The organism is Amaricoccus macauensis (assembly GCF_049800915.1).
In the GTDB taxonomy this organism is placed as follows: domain Bacteria; phylum Pseudomonadota; class Alphaproteobacteria; order Rhodobacterales; family Rhodobacteraceae; genus Amaricoccus; species Amaricoccus macauensis_A.
Map to the genome: position 1 here is coordinate 106,807 of NZ_JBNAFY010000009.1, position 20,632 is coordinate 127,438.

A 20,632-nucleotide genomic window follows, 5' to 3' on the forward strand; every position below is an offset into this window, starting at 1 on the left:
GAGCTCATGCACGATACCGGCAAACTCAGAGCGGTCAGCTACAATATCCGTAAAGCCATGGGCACGGATCGCCGGCGGCGACCAGGCCGCATTCTTGACATAATCAATAGCCTCTCCCCGGATATCGTGCTGCTCCAGGAAGCAGATCTGAGGCTCTTTGGCCGTCCAACGGTCCTGCCGCGTGACGCGATTGAAGCGCGAACCGGACTTGTGCCCATGCTGGTTGCAAAGACGACACACAGCCTGGGATGGCACGGGAATGCCGTTCTTGTACGACCCGAGGCCTTGCAAGGGCCGATAATCCAGATCGACCTTCCGGGCCTGGAACCTCGCGGTGCCGTTATCGCCGAGCTTGAGCTGGGCGGCACGAAGATGCGCGTGGTCGCAGCGCATCTCGGGTTGCTACGTCGTTCCAGAAGAAAGCAACTTGACGCCTTGAACACCCGACTGCACGGTCTCGCACATCTGCCAACTCTGGTTGGTGGCGATTTCAATGAATGGTCGACCCAGGAAGGCCTGGGGCGTCTTGCACGGCATTTTGAGATCCTGGCACCCGGAAAGACTTTTCATGTCCGGCGGCCGATCGCTTCGCTTGACCGATTTGCCTTCTCCGACGGGTTGCAGCCAATCGCATATGGCGTCGAGATCAACGAGGTTACCCGCGTCGCTTCCGATCACTACCCGATCTGGATCGATTTTCGGGTCGCCTAGGCTCTGTGCATGCGATTCTGAGCCTACAGGAAGTCGATCACGTTGTTCTCGATCAGATCATCATGGTCGCGCATGTTCCGGAAAGAGATGGTCTGAACGTCATCGACCACGATCTGTGCCTTTCCTTTGGTGAACGACAGCTCGAGGTCTTCGAACGAGTTGTCGTCGAACCCGACAAGTTTGATTCTGTCGTATTTCGAACGGAAGTCTCGGATCACGTCAAAGTCTGTTTCACCGGCAGTCAGATCGCTAGCACGGAACTCGAACACGTCGCTTCCGCCCCCGCCGGACATGTCGTCTGATCCGCTTCCTGCGATGATCAGATCGTCTCCGCTGCCTCCCTTGATACTGTCGTCACCAAGACCGCCCCAGATCGTGTCGTCTCCCCGACCCGACGAGAGGTCATCATTCCCATCGAGCAGATCGATCTCTATTCCCGTCCGCAGGGCAAGACGCAGTTTGTCATCGCCGTCGGTCATCTCCATACTTTCCGGACCTGTATCGACGATTTCACTCAGGGCCACGGATTGAATGTCCCGGTCGGTAGCCGTGCCGGTATGGAATTCGAAACTGTCCGCGGTAAGGTCAGCCAGCTTTACACGAACCAACTGGATACTGCTTCCATTCCCAAGATCGATGTCCGTGGACTTCCTTCCCTGGGAGAACGACAGATCGCCGAAACCGCCCGAAAAGCCTTCAATGCGGATAAGGTCCAGTCCGATCTCGAACTTCTTGATCACATCGATGCCGGAATCGGCGGTATGGAAAACGTATGTATCGCTCCCACGGCCCCCGTTCAGCACGTCGGAACCGGCGCCCCCATAGAACAGATCGTCTCCGTCCTTGCCGACGAGGTGGTCATCTCCCTCCCCGCCGTATACGAGGTCATTGCCTTCGCCGGCATCGATACGATCGTTCCCTTCACCGCCCGAGACCGCGTCGTCTCCTTCGTCGCTGCGCAAGCTATCGGCATCTGCGCCCCCGAAAATGGTATCATTGCCGCCTCGCGAACGAGCACTGTCACGTCCTGACCCTGCGATGATCAGATCGTCGCCTTCTCCGCTGTCAATTTTGTCTCGACCGTCGCCACCCTCGATCGTATCATTCCCACCGTTCGACTTGAGGGTGTCGTTACCACCCTGGCCGAGCAACCGGTCATTGCCCTCGCCCGTTTTGACACTGTCGTTGTCATCGAGTCCGAGAACAACCATGTCCTCAACTGTCGCGGTCTCGTATTGATCACGGATCTCTGTCAGGCGGACTATACGGGCGTCTCCAAGATCGGGCTCAACGGGATCTTCCGGGTCCTCCGGTTCCGCGGGATCCTCCGGGTCACCTTCACCAACGAGGCGAATTACACCATCATTCCCGACTTCTATCGACTGGGAGCCGGAGAGATCAGTTACATCTACAATGTCGTCTGCATCGAAATCGACAATGATGTCTCCGACAAGTTCATCGATCGTGCCGCGCACGATGTCTGCGCCAGCACCCAAGGTGTAGGTGTCAGTTCCCAATCCACCGCACAGCAGGTTGTCGGCTGCATTGCCGATGACGATGTCATCACCTGATCCACAGACAACAGCTTCGATAACGCTACGCGTATCGTCGTCAAAGAGCAGTGACATATAGATGTGGGCCGACGCGTAGACCCATTCTCCCGATGAATACCCCAGGCGCGATCGTTGGCTCAGTCCACCTACGTCAAGATCTGTTCCCTCTCCGGGGTTCAGGTTTACACTGAGATTGGTGGAATACGAGGCAAAGTCGAGCGTGTCGAAACCATCACCGTCCCATAGGGTGCGAAATACACGGTTCTCCGCGGGGGTCGCATAGCTGACTCCGTCAACGCGCATTTCACCAGTATTGGGGTCAAAACTGTAGGTCGTATTCCCAGAACGCGTGGAGTAATCCGCGCCGTAGGTCGCTTGAATGGCCGCAATATCAAGCATCATGAGCGATTGCGCGTAGCCATGGGCTTCGTTCGTGTATCCACCGCCCGAGTGGCCGACGTAGGATTTGTAGCTCATCACCGTGTATTCGACACTGTCATACGACGCCGGCAGATTTGTCCCGTCGTGTGGGTGTTCCATGCCGAGAGCGTGACCCACTTCATGCATGGCCGTGGTGTACGCATAGGTGCCTACCGCACCCGAAAGGTCCCCGACGGAGGCTACGTAGGCCGGAATGTAGTTGGTGTTGTTCCAGATATCACCGCCTCCGGCCCATCCCTCCGATGGGTAGTAGGCCCAGGCGGTCGTTGGTGCATTGGAGCCCGCGATCCGAATTTCTGCTGACGAAGGAGAACCTGACTCGACAATGGAAAGACCAGAAACCTCATCCCACTGACTGATTGCATCCCGGAAAATTTCCTTGCCGCCATTCGACAGTTCCTTGAACGAACCCTTCTCACCGTTTGGTGCGTCGCTGTTGTCATACTGAGATTTGCTGGTTGTGAATCCGAACGAGATTTCGTTCGAGCTCCAGTAGTTCCCGGAGAGAATGCCTGAAATGTGACTGATCGAAGGCGCACTAAGTACGGGATTCAGTGCGGTTCCGCCGTCGGGCAAACCGCCTGCGTATTCCGCTTCCAATTGAAGCGGTGCTTCACAATAGCCGCAACTTTCCCCATCGCCATGGAATACACACATGACAGAATCTCCCCAGCACCAGAACTTGTAGTCTGGCCTGCTCTCTCAAACTGACGAGTGATGCTGCCCCTTTTTCGCTCCCTCCTGGCGCATGCAGCTGTGGGGAAGATCAATGAGACCTAGGCGGCAAAAGGGAAATCCCCTTAGACGACACAGCATTTAAGGGTCGTGTTGAATTCAAATGCCCCAAGAAAACCCAGACTATCTTAGGAAAGACGCCAGGTTTTCGGTGGCTTAAGATTTCTAACAGTTTCAGTGTATTACGAAGCTAGAATAGGGCAAGAACTGTAATTTGAGACCTGAGCAGGGCTTCAGCAATTGGCTTAACGACAGTTCCCCGAAGTAACCACATGCCAGAAATTGTCCAGTTGCCCGCCGACATGCAGGCCGGGATCCTTGGACACTCGGAATTAGGCTGCGATTTGGTTCAAACTGGTTCGGCGAGTTCTGACGATCCTTTTGGTGTCACCCTAAAGGCCCTCACATAGCCGATGCGCCCTGCGATCTTGCAGCGGCATTTGGTGGCCGAGCAATGAGTCTGGCCCGACCGTGTTATAGTCGTAGCGCTGCAGGGGCGGCTTCCGTAGTGCGTCGTCCAAACTGTCTGGACTGCACCTATTCGGCTGCTCTTGGCACATTGCTGCGAGCAAGAGCCTCCCAAGCGTCGTACTGCGAGAGAAAAATTCGACCATTGAGATCGTCGACGAGATGCGACCGACGCAACCGATCCATCACCGGGCCCTTCACTTCTGAGAGGTGCAGCCCCACGCCCATGTCCCGGAGCCGATGGTTGATTGCCTCCAGGCTTTCCAGGGCTGAGTAGTCGACCTCGTTCACTGCCGAGAACATGAGCACGACATTTCGGATCGCGCAGCCTTCCGTGACGCGTTTCTGTACCAGATCCTCCAAGAATCGCGCGTTGACGAAATAGAGGCTTTCATCGACCCTGAGCGTCACCAGTTCCGGGCAGGTATGCACCTTATGCCGATTGACATTGCGGAAATGCTGCGTTCCGGGAACAAGGCCCACTTCGGCAACATGCGGCCGTGATGTCTTGTAGAGGTGCAGCAACACCGAGAGCGCAACGCCCGAGGCGACGCCCACCTCGACTCCCATCCCGAGGGTGAAGAGGATTGTCGTGACTACGGCAACGAAGTCCGCCCGCGAATAACCCCATGTCTTCTTCAGAATTGAGAGATCTACGAGGCCTAGAACCGCAACGATGATGGTCGCCGCCAACGTTGCATTCGGCAGGTAGTGGACCAGCGGCGTCAGCGCAACTGCGGCAATCGCCAGACCCAGCGCCGTGAAGGCGCCCGCTGCCGGTGTCTCCGCGCCCGCATCGAAATTCACGACCGAACGGGCGAACCCGCCGGTGACGGGATAGCCGCCGGTGAAGGCCGCCCCCAGATTGGCCGCACCCAGCCCGATCAGTTCCTGATCCGGGTCGATCCGCTGGCGCTTCTTGGCCGCGAGTGTCTGTGCGACTGAAACGGACTCCACGAAGCCGATGATCGAGATCAGGATTGCGGGCAGGAGCAATGCACCCAGAAGTTCCGAGGAAAGACCCGGCATTGTCAGGGGCGGAAGGCTCTGAGGCACGGAGCCCACGATGTTCACGCCCCGGTCGGCCAAGCCGAAGGCCCAGACCGCCACGGTCGTCGTGACGACGGCCGCGACGGGACCGGCCTTGGTCAGGAAATCCGCAAGCAGCGCCGGCGTGCCCAGCCGCCCGAGCGCGGGCCTGAGGTTCTTGCGCACCCAGAACAGGAAGGCCGTCGCCGCACCGCCGATGAACAGCGTGATCCAGTTGGTTTCGTTCAGGTGGGCAAGAATCGACACCAGCATCTCGGGCAACGTATGGCCATGGGCGCCGACGCCGAGGATATGCTTGAGCTGACTCGTAGCGATGAGGATGCCCGAAGCAGTGATGAAACCTGCGATCACTGGATGGCTGAGGAAGTTTGCGAGAAACCCCAGGCGAAGCAAACCCATCAGCATGAGAAACCCGCCCGAAAGCAGGGCGAGGGTCAGTGCCGCCACGGCGTATCCGGCCGTGCCCTGCTCGGCCACTTGGCCAACGGCCGTGGCCGTCAGGAGCGAGACGACCGCCACCGGCCCGACCGCCAGCGCACGACTGGTGCCGAAAATTGCGTAGAGCAGGATTGGCGCGATGGAGGCATAGATTCCCGCTTCCGGCGGTAGTCCGGCCAGAAGCGCATAGGCCAGCGATTGAGGAATGAGCATGATCGTGACGATGAGCGCCGCGATTAGATCGTTGGCCAGGGCTTGCCTGTCATAGCGCCGCCCCCAGTCGAGGATCGGTAGGTATCTGCCAAAACTGGGCATGGCGGCTGTGCTCCGGCCTGTTCTTAGGTGTCTGCGTCTTTGGAGCGAAAACGGTTCACGCTAGAACATTTTGAACCCAAGGTTTCGCTCCAACTCGTCGATTTGAGTAAGATTCTTTTCAAGATGGTGATTCCGACAGAAACGGCTTCGCTTTGACGAAGCCGGGAAAGGTCTGTCAGCCGGTGGCGACCTTTAACTTCTCGGGTTTGGCCATCCATTCCTTGCCGCGCAGCATCGCCCGCCAGTAGATCGGCGGGAGCATCCGCTCCTTTAGGAACCACGCGGCACGGGTCGGTTGCGTGCCGTCAATGAACCAGGACGGGAAGGACGGTTTCAGCGCCCCGCCATAGCCGAACTCGGCCAATACGATCTTGCCCCGCTCGACCGCCAGTGGACAGGAGCCGTAGCCGTCATACTGCGCAGCGGCGGACCGGCCCTGGATATCGGCGACGATGTTCTCGGCCACGGTTGGAGCCTGCTTGCGCGCGGCCGCAGCGGTCTTCGCGTTCGGCGCATTCATTACGTCACCGAGAGACCAAATATTGTCGAAACTCTTGTGGCGCAGCGTTGCCTGATCGACATCAACCCATCCGGCAGCATCCGCGAGCGGCGAGACACGTATGAAATCCGGTGCAGTCTGGGGCGGGCAGACATGGATCATGTCGAATTCGACCGTGACTTCGCCGGCTTCGGTATCGGGCTTGGCTACCTTGAAGGTCGCCGTCTTCGCCGCGCCGTCGATCGCAACAAGGTTATGGAAGAAGTTCAGTGTGGCGTCGTATTTCTCGACGTATTCCATGAGCGCGGGAACGTAGTCCTTCACCCCGAAGAGCACGCCGCCCGCGTTCATGAACTGGATGTCGATATCGTTCAGGACGCCGCGGCGGAACCAGGCATCGCCCGAGAGATACATTGCCTTCTGCGGTGCGCCAGCGCATTTGATCGGCATGGGTGGCTGAGTGAAGATCGCGCGGCCTTGCTTCATCTCCTGCACAAGCTGCCACGTGTAGGGAGCGAGATCGTAGCGATAATTCGAGGTGACGCCATTTCGGCCGAGTGTCTCCTCCAGCCCCTCGACCTTGTTCCAGTCGAGCTTCAGGCCGGGGCACACCACGAGCCGGTCGTATTTTACCACCCGGCAGCCATCGAGAATGACGGCGTTGTTCCGCGGCTCGAAGGCCGCGACGGCAGCCTTGATCCACTTGACTCCGCGCGGGATCAGCGAGCCCAGGGTCTTGGCGGTCTGCTGCGCTTCGAAGATACCGCCCCCCACCATGGTCCAGCCGGGTTGGTAGTAGTGGATGTCGGCCGGGTCGATCACGGCGATGGAAAGGTCGGATTGGCGCGCATGGAGGCTCGCCGCAACCGAGATGCCGCCAGCTCCCGCGCCGACGATCACCACATCGTATTTGGCATCGCCGGTTTCCGTCGGGGTCTTGCCGCCATTCGCGATCCGGCGCGCCACCCCGTTCATGTCGAAGCCCGCGGTCTTGGTTGCGGACAGGATTTCGGGCATCGGGCGCTTCTTGGCCTCGTGAAGCGACCAGAGCGTCGCGGAGCGTGTGCCGCTCCGACAATAGGCCAGCACCGGGCGCGGCAGGTCCTCGAGGACCACCCCAAAGGCTTCGACATCCTCGTCCGCGACCATACCGCTTTGAACCGGAAGATATTGCGTCTCGATCCCGACCGCGCTCGCGGCCGCTTCTATTTCCTCGTAGCCAGGCTGATCCGCACCTTCTCCATCCGGGCGGTTGCAGATGATCGCACGGAAACCTGCGTCCCTGAGCGCTGCGACATCCTCGATCGAGATCTGCGGGCTGACCGTGAATTTCGGCGATATCTTCTTCAAGTCCATGTTCCAAACCTCCCAGGTTTTTAATTTTTTGTCGATCACAGCCCGTTCAGCGGCACCTTGAGCATCGGATTTCCATCCTTGTCGGTCGGCACGTCGCCCGCCCGCATGTTCACCTGCAACGACGGAATGATGAGCCTGGGCATGGCGAGCTGTGCATCACGCTCGGTGCGGAACTTGACGAAATCCGCCTTTGTCTTGCCGTTGCCCACGTGAATGTTGTGCGCCTTCTCGTCACCCACAGTGGTTTCCCAGGCGATATCGCGTCCGTTCGGCCCGTAGTCGTGGCACATGAACAGCCGTGTCTCGTCCGGAAGGGCCAATACCTTCTGGATGGAATCGTAGAGCACGCCCGCGTCGCCGCCGGGGAAGTCCGCGCGCGCCGAGCCGCCATCGGGCATGAAGAGTGTATCACCGACGAAAGCAGCGTCCCCAAAGACATGCACCATGCAAGCCGGGGTATGGCCGGGCGTATACATGGCGAAAGCCTGCATGGTGCCGACCATGTAGGTGTCGCCATCCTCGAAAAGCCGGTCGAACTGCGAACCGTCGCGCTGGAACTCTGTGCCCTCGTTGAAGATTTTGCCGAACGTGTCCTGCACCACCAAGATTTTCGAGCCGATGCCGATCTTGCCGCCCAGTTTGTCCTGGATGTAGGGCGCAGCGCTCAGATGATCCGCATGGACATGGGTCTCGATGATCCATTCCAGAGTGAGCCCCTGCGTCTCGATCTGGCGGATAAGTTCGTCCGCATGATCATAGGTGATCCGCCCGGCCGCGTAATTGATATCCATCACACTGTCGATGATCGCGCAGGCGGTCGAAGCCGGGTCCTTTACGATATAGCTGATGGTATTGGTGGCCTCGTCGAAGAAAGCCTGAACCTTCGGCTTGAGTTCCATGTTAACTGGATACATGGTCATTTCGTTTCCTCCGGAATCAAGGGCGTGAGGGCTCTGCACCTTCCGTCAGGAACGGCAGGTCCGTACGCCGAGCAGCGCGTAAATGGGGCAGAAGCGGACAGCCGCCACGACAAGCATCACGACACCGACGGCGGCCGTGACGACCATGACCAACGGTGAACTGAAGACAGAAAACCCACTGAAAAGGCGAGATAGAGCAGCACCAGTCCAAGCATGGCCCGGACAAGGCGATCAATCGTTCCGACATTCGTTTTCATGGAAGCCCCCATACTGAAAAGCTGGGAGATACGTACAAGTTTGGCTGTTCGGTTTCAGTGATATAGTCACCAAGGCCGCGCGAGCGAACCTCAGGAACTTGCGGCGAGAGCCTCCAGCGCAGACCTGTTCAGGAGCGCGATCCGGCCCCGTGACTGAGCGATCAGACCGCGTTTCTGAAAATCCTGCAACACGCGAGAAATCACTTCGCGCGCCGTGCCGAGTTCGCTCGCGAGGTGCTGGTGCGTTGCGGAAATCTCCGCCTGATCGCCTGCAAGAGCTAGGAGACGATGCGCCAGCCGCACGTCGATACGGCCGAATGCGACGTCATCGACCACCCGCAAGAGATCGATCAATCGGCGTGAATAGGCCGCGAAGACAAAGTTGCGGAACGCGGCCTTCTCTGTGACCAGCCGTTCGAAGGCAAGCTTAGGCAGGGTGATCGCAATGAGTTCCGTCTCAGCGACACCTTCCGCATTGTAGGCTTCTTCGGCCAGCATGCAGGCGGTGGTCAGGACACAGCTGTCACCCGCATCCACACGATAAAGCACGATTTCACGGCCATTTTCCGAAGTTTGCAATACCCTGAGCGTGCCATCGAAGAGAAAGAAAAGGCTGTCGGGAATGTTGGCAGGCCCGAAAACCTCGGATCCCTTCGGATAGCGCATGACCCGCGCGGATGCAATCAGCCGATCCCGGACCGATCGCGGCAAGCTGCGCGTTCCCTGGAATCTCTCCGTCCAGTCCCCAATGTCCACGAGAGCACCCACAGCTTAGCAAGGTTCCATTCTTGAAGCGCACGGTTCTGACCTGGAGCGCCCGTTCGGTCGACAGATTATGCGCAATGATGGTTCCGTGGTCGAATCTCTTGATAGGAACCCCTGGATGAAAACCTTGGTTGGATCCGCGCTCATCACAGTAAGTGCACGCTAGCCGCTGGCCGCACAGAGCAGGAGCAACCCTCGAACTTCACCCAATCAAGCGAGCGGAGACTGGGCCTTGCGTTGGCGCACGGATCTTGTCGCCTGGGTCTGACCGTCATTCATCTGAAACGCGCGCCAGCGATTCCCTTTCAACGATTTTTGTCTCGAAGACAATGCCTTCCCCTGGGAGGGCACCACCGATCATTCGATGAAGAAGATCCGCCGCCGCCACACCCATGCGCCGGTGCGGGACATGTACCGTCGTCAGTGCAGGGGTTACCGCATGGGCGAGTTCGATATCATCAAATCCCGTAACCGACACATCTTCAGGCACTCGGAGCCCACTTCTGCGGAGCCCTTTCAGTGCGCCTGCAGCCTGAACGTCATTGCCGCAGATAATCGCCGTGGGACGCGTCGGAAGATCAACAAGGTCTTCGGCAGCTTCGGCTGCGGATTCGAGCGTGTAGCCGGCCTGCACAAGGCGCTCGGGCGGAAGTGCGAGACCATGTTCTTCCAGGGCCTTGCGAACACCCTGGACACGCTGGCTCGCCCGATCATTCCAGACGGTAAGGCCGGAAATCATAGCAACCTCGCGATGTTCTAGAGAAAGTACATGTCGGGCCATGGCATATGCCGCGCGGCGATTGTCGAAACCCACGCAGGGATACGGACACCGCCCGCTGTAGGTCCACACAAGCACGAAGGGCACGCCATTTGCATTCAGCAGATCATAGACCTCAGGGGGGCGAGATTCTCCCACGAGGATCAATCCGTCGACGCCACGCCCGAGTAGGGCTCGAATTTTGGATTTTTCCCGGTCGACGTCATAGTCCGAGGTCGCGATAAGGAGCGTGATGTCGCGAACCGAGAGTTCTTCTTCCAACACTTGAACCCCCCGCGCGAAAATGGCGTTGTCCATTGTCGGGATCACGGCCCCAATCGTGTTGGTGCGGTTCGACGCAAGGGCTCGGCCGCCGAAGTGCGGCGTGTATCCAAGTTCGGCAACCGCTGCCTCCACTCGCGCCCGGGTCTCCTCGCGAACCTGATCCGGCATGTTAAGACAGCGTGATACGGTTGCCGTGGAGACGCGAGCATGCTTCGCGACATCGCTTAGCGTCGGTTTCAATCCACCGTGCATCCCGAACCTCCTGATGCTGTTGATAAAACATATCATTGAATATGGCCTCGCAGAACGGAAAAGCACATCCATAAATGTAAGCGCTTGCAAGCTCTAATGTACGCGCTTACACTCATTGAAAATAAGGCGATTCGAATCGCTGCGACTTGGGAGGAAAAAATGAAAAATGGCGCTGGACGCCTGCCGCTTTCGGGCGCGCTGATCTTGTTTGGTATCTTCCTGATAAACGTTCTTGCCGGGGCCTTCGGGACCTATCGCTTCTTCGGAGACGTCTCCGAGATGCTGACGCTCTTCGCTTCGGTCATCCTGTTCGTGGTCGGTGTTCTGGACCGCGAAGCCGCTTGCGGCAAACAAAGCCAATAACCAGAAAACATCACAGGGAAGTCCAATGACTGACAGGAAAGATACCGAGATCGCCTCGGAAGAGAGACGCAACTTCCTCAAACTCGCCGGAACAGGCAGCTTCACGGCTGCTGTCATTGCAGGAGCCGCCGGAACCCTCTGGTCGTCGGAAGCAGCGGCTCAGACCGCCCGCGAGGAAAGCGAGCGGGAGAGGGCCGCAGACTACGTGATGAATGTCGCAACGGCCTATCCGCCAATAGCCGATCGCAGCTATCCGATCATGCAACTCGACATGAAGGAAAATATTCAGAACGCGACGCGGGGCAAGGTCTATGTCAAGCTGGCCATGGGCGGTCAGTTGGGTACGGGCAGCGCGTTGGCGCAGAAAGTTCAGTCCGGCACCATTCAAGCCGCACAGCATTCGCTGTCGAACTTCGCACCCTTTGCGCCAGTCGTGGATCTTACAAACCTGCCCTACCTCTGCGGATCCAACCAGCGTTACATCAACCTGGTCTACTCGGATCACTGGAGAAATACCGTTCATTCCAAGATCGAGGAACGCGGTTTCAAGGTTCTCTACTACGCTCTCATCGATCCGCGGACTGTGGCCGTCCGGAAAGGAACACCCGGCCCAATCAAGACGCCCGAGGACATCAAAGGGCTCAAGTTCCGCGTTCCGGGTTCGGAAATGCTGCAGCAATACTACCGCATGATCGGCGCCAATCCGACACCGATTGCCTGGGGCGAAACGCCTTCGGCCATCAAGCAGGGCGTTGCGGACGCGCTCGACCCTTCGCTGGGGGGATTGCACATCTTCGGTTTCCAGGACGTTCTGGGCTCCGTTAGCTTTACGCAGGCGGTACCCGACGGGCAGGTCTACTCCTGCAACCTCGAGTGGTTCAACGCTTTACCTCCGGACCTTCAGGAAGCCATCGAATTCGCATCGGAGATTACCGCGGGGCAAAATCGCGCGAAGATCCCGGCTGCGCGCAACTATGCCATTGCGGAAATGATGAAGGCGGGCGTGGAATTCTACTTCCCGACCGAGGACGAGCTTGCCCAGTGGAAGGAAGCCGGCGGTTATCAGCGGAGCGAATGGGACGGCTTCAAGGTCGAACTTGCTGGTTCCATGGACGCATTCCAGAAGCTGGTCGAAGCCGCAGGTACCCAGGGTCGGGCATACGTGCACGACGCTTGATGCGCATCGCGACAGCTTAACTATCTGACACCACATCGAAAACCCCCTCCGGATTCCTGTCCGGAGTGGCCGCGACGGGACAACTTGTCCTGTCGGGAAGGAGAAACGTGTGCTCAAGACCCTTGACGAAAATGCTGAACGCTGGGCGCTCTTGGTGTTCTACACCATGCTGGTTGCCACGATGGCGATTGAAGTGCTCCGGCGGGAGCTCTTCGCCTATTCCTCGATCTGGGGTGAGGAAGTCGTCCGCTATGCCTTCATATATCTGGTCTGGATCGGGGCTGCTGCGGCCGTTCATGAACGTGCCCATATTCGGATCGATATCCTGCTGCACCACGTCCCAGCCCGGGTGAAGGCCATGCTCTTCATCTTCGGTGATCTGCTCATGATGGCCATCGCCATCCTGGCAGTATTCTGGTCAGCGGAAACCGTGGCCGTTTCAGCCAAATTCGGCTCCGTGAGCCACGGATTGCGCGTCTCGATGGTGTGGTTCCTGCTCGCCGTGCCGATCGGCTTCGGCCTCATGATCATTCGACTTGTCCAGTCTCTCGTAAGGGATGTCGCCGATTTCCGCGCCGGCCGTGACCCTTACGAAGGCGAACGCCTGTTCGATTAAGGAGACCCGACATGCTCTGGAACCAAATGTCGCAGGAAGCCGTGTCGATCGGCTGGGATTTCTACGGACCCGTCCTGCTTTTCCTTGCACTTCTCGTCCTTGCCGTGCCGATCTGGGCCGCGATTGCCGCCAGCGCGGTGACCATGCTGCTCGTCTCCCAGGTCCTGCCACTATCCCTTTTCGGGGAATCGCTCTTCGACGGTATCGACGCATTCGCGCTGACAGCCGTGCCGCTCTTCATCCTTACCGGCGATGTCCTGGTGCGCAGCGGCCTCAGTCGGAAGTTCCTCGACGTGGCGGAGGCGTTGACCTGCTGGACGCGCGGCGGATTCGGATCGGCCACGGTGCTTGTCTGCGGGATGTTCTCGGCAATCTCGGGGTCGGACGCTGCAGGGGCGGCGGCAGTCGGGCGCATGACGATCGATCGCTTGGTGGAATCCGGCTATCCTCGACCCTACGCCTGTGCCCTCGTTGCCTCCGGCGCCTGCACCGGCATCCTGATCCCGCCATCGATTGCCTATATCGTGATCGGGCTCGTACTTGGCATATCCGCATCGACGCTCTTCCAGGCTGCACTGATCCCCGGTGTTCTGATCCTGTTGTCGATCCTGATCACGAATATCATCGTCAACCGTCGTTACGCATACGAGAGCGGCAACGCATTGAGCCTGAGCGAATGGCTGAGCAATATCGGCCGGGCTCTGGCGCGTGGCTGGTATGCCTTCATCGTGCCCGGCGTAATCTTCTGGGGCATCTTCTCGGGACGGCTCACACCCACCGAGGCCGGAGCCACAGCCGTGATCGTCACCGTCATCCTCGGCTTCATCCTGGGGACGCTGAAACTCTCCGATTTCCCGGCCATGATGGTCTCCTCCGCGAAAGTGAATGGCGTGATCCTTCCCATCGTCGCCATGTCGCTCCCCCTTTCTCAGGCCATGGCCGCGCTCGGGGTGCCGCAGGGGTTCGTGCAGGCGATCACCTCGATTACTGACAGTCCCGAGCTTCTGATCCTGCTGATGATCGGCATTCTGATTGCCGCGGGCTGTGTGATGGAAACGACGCCGAACATCGTCATCCTCGCCCCGCTTCTGAAGCCGCTTGCCGACAATATCGGCATGAACGAGATCCAGTTCTGCATCATGATGATCACCGCACTTGGCGTCGGCTTCATCACTCCGCCGCTGGGGCTCAACCTCTTCGTCGTGTCCGGCCTGACAGGTGAGTCGATCCTGAGAATCGCCAGCCGCGCCGTACCCTTCGTGATCCTGATGCTACTGGTGGTTCTCATGATTGCCTACATGCCAGCGATCTCCACCACCTTCCTCCCCGATGTCTACAAGTGAGGGCTTTTCCCATGACCATTGAGTATCTCAAGAGAGCCGACCGCAAATCCACCGACGACGCGAGCGATGTGCGCGCAACCGTGCAAGCCATTCTCGACGAGATTGAGGCAGGCGGCGACGAAGCAGCTCGGAAATACGCCGCCAAGTTCGACAAGTATGACGGCAACGTCGTTCTGACCCGCGACGAGATCGACGCTGCGGCCGCCAAGGTCCCGATGAAGCTCAAGGATGACATCCGCTTTGCCTGGGATAACGTCCGTCGCTTCGCCGAAGCCCAGAAGGAAACGATCCGCGACACCGAAATCGAAGTCGTGCCGGGTCTGATCGCGGGCCAAAAAGCCATCCCCTGCCAGGCGGCCGGATGCTATGCCCCCGGTGGCCGCTACAGCCACATCGCCTCGGCATTGATGACCGTGACGACGGCAAAGGTCGCGGGCTGTGGCCACATCACGGCCTGCTCGCCGCCCCGCCCAGGCGTCGGTATCTCACCGGCCATCATCTATACTGCCGATATCTGCGGCGCGGATTCCATCTTGGCACTCGGCGGTGTGCAGGGTGTTGCAGCCATGGCTTTCGGGCTTTTCGGATTGCCGAAGGCCGATATCCTGGTCGGTCCCGGCAACCAGTTCGTGGCCGAGGCAAAGCGCATTCTGTTCGGCCGTGTCGGTATCGACATGTTTGCAGGTCCCACCGATAGCCTCATTCTTGCCGATGAGACCGCCGATCCGGAAATCGTCGCCTGGGATCTCGTGGGTCAGGCCGAGCATGGCTACAACTCGCCGGTATGGCTCGCCACCACGCACCGGCCGCTTGCCGAGAAGGTCATGGAACTCGTTCCGGGGTTCATAAACCAGCTGCCCGAACTCAACGCCCAGAATGCGGCTGCCGCCTGGAAGGACATGGCGGAAGTCATGGTTGTTAGCAATCGCGAGGAGCTCGCGCAGGTAGCCGACAGCTATGCGCCGGAGCATCTTCACGTTCAGGCCGCGGACCTCGACTGGTTTCTCGGGCGACTTCAGTGCTATGGCTCGCTCTTCCTCGGCGAAGAGACGACTGTTGCCTTTGGCGACAAGTCTTCGGGCCCGAACCATGTGCTTCCCACCTCGGGCGCTGCGCGCTACACTGGCGGGCTGTCTGTCCATAAATACATGAAGCTCGTAACCTGGCAGCGCGCCACACGGGACGGAGCAAAGCCGGTAGCAGAAGCCACGGCTCGCATTTCGAGGCTCGAGGGCATGGAAGGCCACGCGCGAACGGCCGACGTCCGGTTGAAGAAGTATTTTCCCGATCAGTCGTTCGAACTCACGGCGACGGAATAGTCCGATGCAGGACCGTTTCAGCGTAGCGGGCAGGACCGCCTGCGTCACGGGCGCAAGCTCGGGGCTTGGCCGGGCCATCGCCACCGCCCTTGCGCAAGCAGGTGTGAATGTCGTCGGGCTGGCCCGACGGGAGGATGCACTCAACGCATGGCGGAACGAGGTCGCGGAGGGTGAAGCAACCGGGAATACGGCAGCACTCGCTGCCGATCTTTCCGATCCGGACACCATGGCGGATGTGGCAAAGCGCGTCTCGGCCGTGTTCGGCGCACCCGACATTCTCTTCAATGGGGCCGGCGTCAATTTGCGCCAGCCCGCCGATGAGGTGACCGCCGACGGGTGGAAGCGGACCATCGATCTCAACCTTTCGACGCCGTTCTTCCTGGCGCAGGCCCTGGTTCCGGGAATGCGGGAAAAAGGCTGGGGGCGGATAGTCAATTTTGCCTCCCTTCAGACCGAGCGCGCCTTCCCGGCGGGTATTGCCTACGGTGCTTCCAAGGGCGGCATTGGCCAACTCACCCGCGCCATGGCTGAGGCTTGGTCGCGTCACGGTATCCTGTCGAACGCCCTCGCGCCCGGCTTCTTCCCGACTGAACTGACCGGGCCGGTCTTCGGCAATCCGGAGACGGCGGCGGCGAATGCCGCACAAACCTGCATCGGGCGCAACGGAGCGCTCGATGACCTCATCGGCCCTGCCCTCTTCCTCTGCTCGCGGGCCTCCGACTACGTGACGGGCCAGATCCTCTATGTCGATGGGGGGTTCACCGCGAAATGAAAGCACTTGTCTATACGGCGCCGGAGACTGTCGATTTCCGTGACGCTCCCGATCCCTCTCCCGGTGCGGAAGAGATCCTGATCGAAGTCGAGCACGTGGGCATTTGCGGCTCCGACATGCATGCTTGGGCCGGTCATGACGAACGGCGCCCGGCACCCCTGATCCTTGGTCACGAAGCGTCTGGACGTATCATCGCCGGTCCGGACTCGGGGAGCCGGGTGACTGTAAATCCACTCGTTACCTGCGGCACCTGCGAGGACTGCCTTGCCGGGCGCGAGAATCTCTGCGCGCACCGCCAGATCATATCGATGCCGCCCCGCGAAGGTGCATTCGCTCAGCGCCTAGCAATGCCGACTGGCAATCTCGTTCGCCTGCCCGAAGGCTTCTCGACCGCAAAGGCCGCGCTTGCTGAGCCCATTGCATGTGGCTGGCACGCGGTAAGGAAGGGAAGTGCGATCCTCGATCGTCCGCTCGAAGATGCGCGCTGTCTCGTGCTCGGCGGAGGTGCCATCGGACTTGGAGCAGCTCTTGTGCTGGCGGCAAAAGGAGCGCGCGAGATCTGGCTTGCCGAGCCCAACCCGGTGCGGCGTGCCATCGTTGCCCGCACCGGAAATTTCCGTGTCTTCGATCCGGCAGAGACCGGGCCGGAAAGCGCCGATCTCATTGTCGATGGTGTCGGCTTCGAGGTCACCCGCGCGGCTGCAAGCCGAACGGTGCGCCCCGGGGGCGTGATCGTGCATATCGGTCTGGGCTCCTCCGAGGGCGGGCTCGATGTCCGCCGGTTTACCCTGCAGGAAATCACCTTCGTCGGCACCTACACTTATACGCGTTCGGATTTCATCGAGACGGCCCAGGCCATCTTCGAAGGAAAGCTCGGTGCACTCGACTGGGCAGAAATCCGGCCCCTGTCAGAAGGCGCGCGCGCCTTTGCAGACATTCGGGCCGGGCGCGCGGCCGCACCGAAAATCATGCTTCAACCCTGAAAGGACCAGTTCATGGCTCAACACCCGCAACTACTTGTCCATGACCATGAGGACAATGTCGGCGTCGTCGTCGTCGAAGACCTGAAGGCTGGGACGGACATGCTTTGTGTCGTGACCCACGACAACAGCGATTTCCGCCTAACTGCAAAGGCCGACATTCCGATCGGCCACAAGGTCGCCCTTAAGCCGCTCAGGTCCGGCGACACGGTCATGAAATACGGCGAAGACATCGGAAAGATGGTCGGCGACGCGGAAGTCGGCGGACACGTACACACCCACAATTGCAAAACGAAGCGGTGGTAAGCAGCATGGCACTCGATTTCACCAACAGAACCGTCAACGCCTGGCGCCGGGAGAACGGCCGCGTGGGTGTCCGCAACCACGTGCTCATCCTGCCGGTCGACGACATTTCCAATGCCGCCTGCGAAGCGGTGGCCAACAACGTCAAGGGTACGCTCGCAATCCCGCATGCTTATGGCCGGCTGCAGTTCGGTGAGGATCTCGACCTGCATTTCCGCACGATCATTGGCACAGGCGCCAACCCCAATGTGGCTGCCGTGGTCGTGATCGGCATCGAGCCAGAATGGACCAAGGTGATCGTCGACGGTATCGCGGAAACCGGCAAGCCGGTGACCGGTTTCTCGATTGAACAGAAGGGCGATTTCGAGACTATCCGGCAGGCCAGCTGGAAGGCCAAGGAATACGTGCATTGGGCAACGGAACTGCAGAAGGAACCCTGCCTGCTCACAGACCTCTGGGTTTCGACCAAATGCGGGGAGAGCGACACGACCACCGGGCTCTCCTCCTGCCCGACCGTCGGCAACATGTATGACAAGCTGATCCCACACGGGCTCTACGGCTGCTTTGGCGAAACGTCGGAAATCACCGGTGCGGAGCACATCTGCGAGAAACGTGCAGCGACCCCGGAAGCGGCCGAGAAATTTAAGAAGATCTGGCAGGCCTACTCGGATGACGTGATCTTCGCGCATCAGACCGACGATCTTTCCGACAGCCAGCCCACCAAGGGCAACATCCTCGGCGGCCTCACGACTATTGAGGAAAAGGCACTCGGCAATCTCGAGAAAATCGGCCGCGAATGCACCTACATCGATGCGATGGGTCCTGCCGAAGCACCGACCAAGGGGCCTGGCCTCTACTTCATGGACACTTCCTCTGCGGCAGCGGAATGCGTGACTCTCATGGCGGCAGCCGGATACGTGATCCACACATTCCCGACGGGTCAGGGCAACGTGGTCGGCAACCCGATCGTACCGGTCATCAAGATCTCGGGCAATCCCCGTACCCTCCGCACGATGTCGGAGCATATCGACGTGGACGTCACGGGCGTGCTTACACGCGAGATGACCATCGACCAGGCCGGCGACGCCCTGATCGATACCATCGAACGCACGGCGAACGGCCGGGTCACCGCAGCGGAAGCCCTTGGGCATCGTGAATTCTCGATGACCAAGCTCTACCGGAGCGCGTGATCCAGATTCCGGGGCGGTTTCCTCCCCCCCTCCGCCCCGGAACCAACCCGATCCAGATGGAATGCCGCATGAAGACACTTCCAATCGAGCGTAGCGCCATAATGCAGACCGGACGCGAATTGGCGCCCGGCGTGTTCCTAGCCTTGACCATCGCCGCTGCGGCCACATTCCTCTCCGAGCACTACGGCGCACCGACAATGCTTTTTGCGCTCCTGATCGGCATGGCATTTCAATTCATGTCAGTAGAAGGGCCATGCGTTCAGGGAATAGCCTTCTCCAGCCGCACGATGCTGCGTATCGGAGTCGCGCTTTTGGGCGTCCGGGTCACCTTTACCGACATAACCGCATTGGGCCTCGGCACGGTGCTTATAGTGATCAGCCTTATCGCCCTGACCATCGGGACCGGCTTTCTTGCGGCACGGCTGTTCGGGCGCGGCTGGCGCTTCGCACTGCTCACAGGCGGTTCGGTCGCAATCTGCGGCGCATCTGCGGCGCTCGCGCTCGCCGCCGTCATACCAACGAACGACAAGCTCGAACGCAATACCCTCTTCACTGTCGTGGGGGTCACCACCCTCTCGACCATCGCGATGATCAGTTATCCAATCCTATTTTTGGGACTCGGCCTCAACGATTTCCAGTCAGGTTTCCTGATCGGAGCAACCATTCACGATGTAGCGCAGGTCGTGGGTGCCGGATATTCGATCTCCGACGAGGCCGGCGAGGTCGCCACCATCGTCAAGCTGCTGCGGGTCAGCCTTCTTCCAGTGGTGCTACTGATCGCAATCCTCTGCCTGCGTTCCACGCCGGGAACCGGGGCGCGACCGACAATTCCAGCGTTTGTCGTCGCATTCGCAATTCTGGTTGTCATCAACTCCCTTGGCCTGATCCCGGATACTGTCGAGAGCGCAATCACGGATCTCTCACGCTGGATACTGGTCACCGCAATCGCAGCACTTGGAATGAAAACCACATTGAAGGCCATGGCCGAAGTCGGGGGTGGTCATGTGGGAATCATCGTAATCGAGACACTTGTCCTGCTCTTTGCCGCGACGGCCATCGTGATTTGGGGTGGATGGGTTGGCGGTTCCTGACTGCCTCGCTCATACAATGATTGGAAGCAGTGCTCCGACTTCCTCGGTCGGGTGATTGGCCGCCGTCTCAGTTGCCTTTGCCAAGATGGTTTTCGTGCCGGATCGGTTCTGTTCGAGTGATCGATACACCATTCGGTATGCCGACAGCGTCCAAAAAAAAGCCGGCGCGAAGACCGCGCCGACTCCCAGAAGACTCGAAAGTTGCCGGATCAGCTCACGGTCTCCATCCAGGTCCGGTGGTGCCGCTCATCCGAAAGACCCTTTTCAAGGACGGGTCGCAAAGCGGCATCCGTCACCGAATTGGACAACGCCTGTTCATAGGCCTTCACGGTATCATCCTCGTTGGTTTTCATTGCCTTGAGCATGGCTTCATCCCCAGCAAGGTCTGCCAGAGCCACCTTGCCCGTAGTCAGCAACTGCTTCATGTCACCCTCCCGCGGGGCCGGAGCCCCGAGCGTGTTGGGGATCCGGCCAAGTTCCTGCACATGAGCCTCGTGATCTCGCCGAAACTCGGCGACTTTTTCACGATATGCCGCATTGTCGAGCCGTTCGATCGTGCTGTCATAGGCTGCAATCGCATCGTGCTCGAGTTGAAGAAGGTTCCGAACCAGATCTTGAGGATTGCTCTCGGTACCGACTGTCGTAGGCATGTTTTCTCTCCCAAGTTTATTCGTGA

20 protein-coding genes are annotated in these 20,632 nt (G+C 59.4%); 11 read left to right on the forward strand and 9 right to left on the reverse strand.

The window, feature by feature from the left end:
- Positions 1 to 6 precede the first annotated feature (6 nt).
- On the forward strand, positions 7 to 711 hold the full coding sequence (locus tag ACP15W_RS19270; RefSeq protein WP_424934571.1) for an endonuclease/exonuclease/phosphatase family protein: 705 nt from the start codon (positions 7 to 9) through the stop codon (positions 709 to 711).
- A gap of 23 nt (positions 712 to 734) precedes the next feature.
- On the opposite strand, the gene ACP15W_RS19275 is transcribed toward ACP15W_RS19270, so the two are convergent.
- The 8 genes from ACP15W_RS19275 to ACP15W_RS19310 all read right to left on the reverse strand — a co-directional run bounded on the left by ACP15W_RS19275 (position 735) and on the right by ACP15W_RS19310 (position 10,874).
- Complete coding sequence (locus ACP15W_RS19275) at positions 735 to 3,362, reverse strand: M10 family metallopeptidase C-terminal domain-containing protein (protein WP_424934572.1); 2,628 nt, start codon at positions 3,360 to 3,362, stop codon at positions 735 to 737.
- A 615-nt stretch (positions 3,363 to 3,977) separates the two neighbouring features.
- Positions 3,978 to 5,711, reverse strand: coding sequence for a SulP family inorganic anion transporter (locus ACP15W_RS19280; RefSeq protein ID WP_424934573.1), 1,734 nt, complete (start codon positions 5,709 to 5,711; stop codon positions 3,978 to 3,980).
- Between the two features lie 175 nt (positions 5,712 to 5,886).
- The gene (locus ACP15W_RS19285; protein ID WP_424934574.1) at positions 5,887 to 7,566 is read right to left on the reverse strand and encodes a TIGR01244 family sulfur transferase; all 1,680 of its coding nucleotides are present in this window, start codon (positions 7,564 to 7,566) and stop codon (positions 5,887 to 5,889) included.
- 35 nt (positions 7,567 to 7,601) lie between these two features.
- Positions 7,602 to 8,486: an MBL fold metallo-hydrolase gene (locus ACP15W_RS19290; RefSeq protein ID WP_424934575.1), complete on the reverse strand. Its 885-nt coding sequence runs from the start codon at positions 8,484 to 8,486 to the stop codon at positions 7,602 to 7,604.
- Between the two features lie 45 nt (positions 8,487 to 8,531).
- Positions 8,532 to 8,633: a YgaP family membrane protein gene (locus ACP15W_RS19295; protein ID WP_424934576.1), complete on the reverse strand. Its 102-nt coding sequence runs from the start codon at positions 8,631 to 8,633 to the stop codon at positions 8,532 to 8,534.
- Entirely contained in the window at positions 8,603 to 8,755 is a 153-nt protein-coding gene (locus ACP15W_RS19300; protein ID WP_424934577.1) for a YgaP family membrane protein, read from the reverse strand. The genes ACP15W_RS19295 and ACP15W_RS19300 overlap by 31 nt, the downstream gene beginning before the upstream one ends.
- Before the next feature lie 78 nt (positions 8,756 to 8,833).
- Entirely contained in the window at positions 8,834 to 9,499 is a 666-nt protein-coding gene (locus ACP15W_RS19305) for a Crp/Fnr family transcriptional regulator (RefSeq protein WP_424934632.1), read from the reverse strand.
- A gap of 280 nt (positions 9,500 to 9,779) precedes the next feature.
- A complete protein-coding gene (locus tag ACP15W_RS19310; protein ID WP_424934578.1) occupies positions 9,780 to 10,874 on the reverse strand; it encodes a LacI family DNA-binding transcriptional regulator in 1,095 nt (364 codons plus the stop codon).
- Between the two features lie 87 nt (positions 10,875 to 10,961).
- On the opposite strand from ACP15W_RS19310, the gene ACP15W_RS19315 reads away from it, so the two are divergent.
- From ACP15W_RS19315 to ACP15W_RS19360, 10 genes are all read left to right on the forward strand, one after another.
- Complete coding sequence (locus tag ACP15W_RS19315; RefSeq protein WP_424934579.1) at positions 10,962 to 11,165, forward strand: hypothetical protein; 204 nt, start codon at positions 10,962 to 10,964, stop codon at positions 11,163 to 11,165.
- Positions 11,166 to 11,190: 25 nt separating this feature from the next.
- Positions 11,191 to 12,342, forward strand: a complete 1,152-nt coding sequence (locus tag ACP15W_RS19320) for a TRAP transporter substrate-binding protein (protein WP_424934580.1) — start codon at positions 11,191 to 11,193, stop codon at positions 12,340 to 12,342.
- Between the two features lie 109 nt (positions 12,343 to 12,451).
- Positions 12,452 to 12,958 carry a TRAP transporter small permease gene (locus ACP15W_RS19325; protein WP_424934581.1) on the forward strand — a complete coding sequence of 169 codons (507 nt, stop codon included), beginning with the start codon at positions 12,452 to 12,454 and terminating at the stop codon, positions 12,956 to 12,958.
- A gap of 11 nt (positions 12,959 to 12,969) precedes the next feature.
- Entirely contained in the window at positions 12,970 to 14,301 is a 1,332-nt protein-coding gene (locus ACP15W_RS19330; protein ID WP_424934582.1) for a TRAP transporter large permease, read from the forward strand.
- Between the two features lie 11 nt (positions 14,302 to 14,312).
- Positions 14,313 to 15,620 (forward strand): histidinol dehydrogenase, encoded by a 1,308-nt coding sequence (gene hisD / locus ACP15W_RS19335; RefSeq protein WP_424934583.1) that lies wholly within the window; start codon positions 14,313 to 14,315, stop codon positions 15,618 to 15,620.
- Positions 15,621 to 15,624: 4 nt separating this feature from the next.
- A complete protein-coding gene (locus tag ACP15W_RS19340; protein ID WP_424934584.1) occupies positions 15,625 to 16,392 on the forward strand; it encodes an SDR family NAD(P)-dependent oxidoreductase in 768 nt (255 codons plus the stop codon).
- Positions 16,389 to 17,375: a zinc-dependent alcohol dehydrogenase gene (locus ACP15W_RS19345; protein ID WP_424934585.1), complete on the forward strand. Its 987-nt coding sequence runs from the start codon at positions 16,389 to 16,391 to the stop codon at positions 17,373 to 17,375. The genes ACP15W_RS19340 and ACP15W_RS19345 overlap by 4 nt, the downstream gene beginning before the upstream one ends.
- Positions 17,376 to 17,387: 12 nt before the next feature.
- The gene (locus tag ACP15W_RS19350) at positions 17,388 to 17,678 is read left to right on the forward strand and encodes a UxaA family hydrolase (protein WP_424934586.1); all 291 of its coding nucleotides are present in this window, start codon (positions 17,388 to 17,390) and stop codon (positions 17,676 to 17,678) included.
- Between the two features lie 5 nt (positions 17,679 to 17,683).
- On the forward strand, positions 17,684 to 18,865 hold the full coding sequence (locus ACP15W_RS19355) for a UxaA family hydrolase (protein WP_424934587.1): 1,182 nt from the start codon (positions 17,684 to 17,686) through the stop codon (positions 18,863 to 18,865).
- A 68-nt stretch (positions 18,866 to 18,933) separates the two neighbouring features.
- The gene (locus ACP15W_RS19360; RefSeq protein ID WP_424934588.1) at positions 18,934 to 19,956 is read left to right on the forward strand and encodes a YeiH family protein; all 1,023 of its coding nucleotides are present in this window, start codon (positions 18,934 to 18,936) and stop codon (positions 19,954 to 19,956) included.
- A gap of 209 nt (positions 19,957 to 20,165) precedes the next feature.
- On the opposite strand, the gene ACP15W_RS19365 is transcribed toward ACP15W_RS19360, so the two are convergent.
- Positions 20,166 to 20,606: a DUF892 family protein gene (locus tag ACP15W_RS19365; RefSeq protein ID WP_424934589.1), complete on the reverse strand. Its 441-nt coding sequence runs from the start codon at positions 20,604 to 20,606 to the stop codon at positions 20,166 to 20,168.
- Positions 20,607 to 20,632 lie beyond the last annotated feature (26 nt).

Coding starts and splice junctions, on each gene's coding strand:
- ACP15W_RS19270 (WP_424934571.1), top strand. CDS start 7: ATGCACGATACCGGCAAACTCAGAGCGGTCAGCTACAATATCCGTAAA.
- ACP15W_RS19275 (WP_424934572.1), bottom strand. CDS start 3,362: ATGTGTGTATTCCATGGCGATGGGGAAAGTTGCGGCTATTGTGAAGCA.
- ACP15W_RS19280 (WP_424934573.1), bottom strand. CDS start 5,711: ATGCCCAGTTTTGGCAGATACCTACCGATCCTCGACTGGGGGCGGCGC.
- ACP15W_RS19285 (WP_424934574.1), bottom strand. CDS start 7,566: ATGGACTTGAAGAAGATATCGCCGAAATTCACGGTCAGCCCGCAGATC.
- ACP15W_RS19290 (WP_424934575.1), bottom strand. CDS start 8,486: ATGACCATGTATCCAGTTAACATGGAACTCAAGCCGAAGGTTCAGGCT.
- ACP15W_RS19295 (WP_424934576.1), bottom strand. CDS start 8,633: ATGGTCGTCACGGCCGCCGTCGGTGTCGTGATGCTTGTCGTGGCGGCT.
- ACP15W_RS19300 (WP_424934577.1), bottom strand. CDS start 8,755: ATGGGGGCTTCCATGAAAACGAATGTCGGAACGATTGATCGCCTTGTC.
- ACP15W_RS19310 (WP_424934578.1), bottom strand. CDS start 10,874: ATGGATGTGCTTTTCCGTTCTGCGAGGCCATATTCAATGATATGTTTT.
- ACP15W_RS19315 (WP_424934579.1), top strand. CDS start 10,962: ATGAAAAATGGCGCTGGACGCCTGCCGCTTTCGGGCGCGCTGATCTTG.
- ACP15W_RS19320 (WP_424934580.1), top strand. CDS start 11,191: ATGACTGACAGGAAAGATACCGAGATCGCCTCGGAAGAGAGACGCAAC.
- ACP15W_RS19330 (WP_424934582.1), top strand. CDS start 12,970: ATGCTCTGGAACCAAATGTCGCAGGAAGCCGTGTCGATCGGCTGGGAT.
- hisD (WP_424934583.1), top strand. CDS start 14,313: ATGACCATTGAGTATCTCAAGAGAGCCGACCGCAAATCCACCGACGAC.
- ACP15W_RS19340 (WP_424934584.1), top strand. CDS start 15,625: ATGCAGGACCGTTTCAGCGTAGCGGGCAGGACCGCCTGCGTCACGGGC.
- ACP15W_RS19345 (WP_424934585.1), top strand. CDS start 16,389: ATGAAAGCACTTGTCTATACGGCGCCGGAGACTGTCGATTTCCGTGAC.
- ACP15W_RS19350 (WP_424934586.1), top strand. CDS start 17,388: ATGGCTCAACACCCGCAACTACTTGTCCATGACCATGAGGACAATGTC.
- ACP15W_RS19355 (WP_424934587.1), top strand. CDS start 17,684: ATGGCACTCGATTTCACCAACAGAACCGTCAACGCCTGGCGCCGGGAG.
- ACP15W_RS19360 (WP_424934588.1), top strand. CDS start 18,934: ATGAAGACACTTCCAATCGAGCGTAGCGCCATAATGCAGACCGGACGC.
- ACP15W_RS19365 (WP_424934589.1), bottom strand. CDS start 20,606: ATGCCTACGACAGTCGGTACCGAGAGCAATCCTCAAGATCTGGTTCGG.